Raw genomic sequence first — 2,682 nt, 5'->3', positions numbered from 1 at the left:
CAGGTGGTCGGTGACCACGCCCGGCACGACGTAGGGGGTCAGCATGTCCAGGCATTCCGCCGCCAGCCTGCCGGCGCGGCGCATGCCCTCGAAGCCCTCGGGACCGTGGATCTTGATCTGCCCCGTGCGGTGCTCAGTCTCGATGACGTCGGTGATGGACATGCCTGAACTCCAGATCCCGCGGGCGCAGCGCCTCGGGCCGCGCCACGCGACCTATGTCGCAATCCTAGCACATAAGTTCAACGCCGACGTCAGGTGGGCGACCTTCTCAGACCCGCAAGGGGCCAAAGCGGGGTCACCCCAGCGCCGCGGCCAGCGCCTGTTCCAGATCGGCGATGATGTCGTCGATGTGCTCGATGCCCACTGACAGCCGCACATAGCCGGGCGAGACGCCGGTGGCGGCCTGTTCCTCGGGCGTCAGCTGCGAGTGGGTAGTCGAGGCCGGATGGATGGCCAGGCTGCGGGCATCGCCGATATTGGCCACGTGGTAGAAGAGCTGCAGCGCGTCGATGAACCGCCGGCCCGCCTCCACGCCGCCTTCCAACTCGAAGCCCACCAGGCCGCCATAGCCGCCCTTAAGGTAGGTATCGGCTCGCGTGCGCGCCGTCCCTGTCTGTTGCGAGGGATGGATCACCCGGGTGACGCCCTTTCGGTCGGCCAGATAGTCGGTGACCGCCTGGGCGTTGGCGCAGTGCCGCTCGATGCGCAGGGCCACCGTCTCCACGCCCTGGATGATCTGGAAGGCGTTGAACGGCGACATCGCCGCGCCAAGGTCGCGCAGCGCCACCACGCGGGCGCGCAGGATGTAGGCGATCGGCCCGAGCGGCTTGGCGGCCTCGCTCCACACCGCGCCATGGTACGATTTGTCCGGGGTGTTCAGCAGCGGCTGGCGTTCGCCGGCGGCCTCCCAGTCGAAATTGCCGCCGTCGACGATCAGGCCGCCGATCGAGGTGCCATGCCCGCCCAGGTACTTGGTGGCCGAATAGACGATGATCGCCGCGCCGTGATCGAACGGACGGCAGAGCAGGGGGGCGGCGGTGTTGTCCATGATCAGCGGTACGCCGAACGCGCGCCCGATGGCCGCCACCTCGGCGATGGGGAACACCTGCAGCTTCGGGTTCGGCAGGGTCTCGGCGTAGTAGGCGCGCGTACGATCGTCGGTCGCGCGGCGGAAGCTCTCGGGGTCCGCCGGGTCGACGAACCGCACCTCGATCCCCTGGTCGCGCAGGGTGTTGGCGAACAGGTTCCAGGTGCCGCCGTAGAGGTCGGTGGAGCTGACGATGTTGTCGCCGGCCCGCGCCAGGTTCTGCACCGAATAGGCCGAGGCCGCCTGTCCGGACGCCACCGCCAGCGCCGCGGCGCCGCCCTCCAGCGCGGCGATGCGCTTCTCGAGCACGTCGGTCGTCGGGTTCATGATCCGCGTGTAGACGTTGCCCAGCTCCTGCAAGGCGAACAGGGCCGAGGCGTGCTCGGTGTCGCGGAACTGGTAGGATGTGGTCTGGTGGATCGGCACGGCGACCGAGCCGGTCGAGGGATCGGCCCGCCAGCCGGCGTGAACGGCGAGCGTCTCGGGACGAAGCGGGGTCGCTGACATGGTGACTTCCCTGATGGATGGGCGCTGGCGGCCCGCGCAGCGCAAGTAGCGCGCGCGACGCCTACGCCGTCAACGGCCCAACTTTGGAGGAGAGTCGGAGGCGGGGCCTGCGCCACGAGGTCGGGCCTCGTGGCCCCCGTGCGCAGCCCGCTCTAACGCCGCGGATCGAGGCCCGAGCCCCAGATTGGGATGTAGTGCGCCATCATCTCGGGACTGGTCGCCATGATCGTCAAGCTGACGGGGACCATGCATTTGCCGGCGTAAGCGGGACTGACGGTATATTCTACGACCCGTCCTTCTTCGACAAGACGCCGAACAGGGCCATTGTCGATTTTATCTTTGAGAAGCTCTACGAATGCCGGCACGAACACAATATTTCGAGGATCTCGGTATCCGCCGAATTCCTCCGGCAGCATCATGAGTGCGATCAGATCGCCGGACTGCACCAGAAGGCGGGCCTTCTCAGGGGAGTCGACTTCCGAGTAATCGCGAGATCTCGGGTCGGGCTCAGACCCTGATGTAGTCATTCTGAGTTCATCCCTCCTAAATAGCTCACCCATGCTATCGACGCGCGTGAAAACCTGCGACCGCAAAGAGCTTAGTGTTCTCAGGTCATCTGCGCCATGGGATCGCTCTGGCGATCCCAACGGATTGCGGGCTGACGTCGCAAGCGTAGATCAGCACCTCCACGCCCGTGTCAGCCGCGCGCTCCAGGCCCGCGGCGAACGTCGGGTCGAGATCGTGACAGGCCGAAAACGCCTCGCAGTCGGTGCGCTGGACGACGAACAGCGCCACGGCCCGGTCGCCCGCCGCGACCATCGCCTGCAGCTCGCGCAGGTGCTTCGACGAGCGCGCCGCCACGCAATCGGGGAACTCGGCCAGACCGGGTGTGCGCATCAGGTGGCAGTTCTTGACCTCCAGCCAGGCCGGGGGCCGGCCTTCACCCTGGAGCAGGAAATCCACCCGGCTGTTGGTCCCGTACTTCACCTCGCGGCGCACGCTGGAATATCCGGAGAGTTCGGGGATCGCGTCGTTGGCCAAAGCCTCGGCGACCAGGCGGTTGGGGTGCATGGTGTTGATCCCCACCA

The 2,682-nt window shown here is 66.9% G+C and carries 3 protein-coding genes and 1 pseudogene; all 4 read right to left on the bottom strand.

Annotation, left to right across the window (positions count from 1 at the left end; genetic code table 11):
• Positions 1-162, bottom strand: a pseudogene (locus tag Q8M88_RS11480) (type I methionyl aminopeptidase); the annotation flags it as partial.
• 133 nt (positions 163-295) lie between these two features.
• Positions 296-1,594: an O-acetylhomoserine aminocarboxypropyltransferase/cysteine synthase family protein gene (locus Q8M88_RS11475; RefSeq protein WP_305597292.1), complete on the bottom strand. Its 1,299-nt coding sequence runs from the start codon at positions 1,592-1,594 to the stop codon at positions 296-298.
• A 152-nt stretch (positions 1,595-1,746) separates the two neighbouring features.
• On the bottom strand, positions 1,747-2,040 hold the full coding sequence (locus Q8M88_RS11470; protein ID WP_305597291.1) for a hypothetical protein: 294 nt from the start codon (positions 2,038-2,040) through the stop codon (positions 1,747-1,749).
• 166 nt (positions 2,041-2,206) lie between these two features.
• Positions 2,207-2,682, bottom strand: a 476-nt coding sequence (sfsA, locus tag Q8M88_RS11465; RefSeq protein WP_305597290.1) for a DNA/RNA nuclease SfsA, incomplete at its 5' end; no start/stop codon positions are given.

Source organism: Phenylobacterium sp. (assembly GCF_030693805.1).
Classification (GTDB): domain Bacteria; phylum Pseudomonadota; class Alphaproteobacteria; order Caulobacterales; family Caulobacteraceae; genus Phenylobacterium.
The sequence above is the reverse complement of the archived record's forward strand: the minus strand, read 5'-3'. Positions and strand labels throughout refer to the sequence as shown.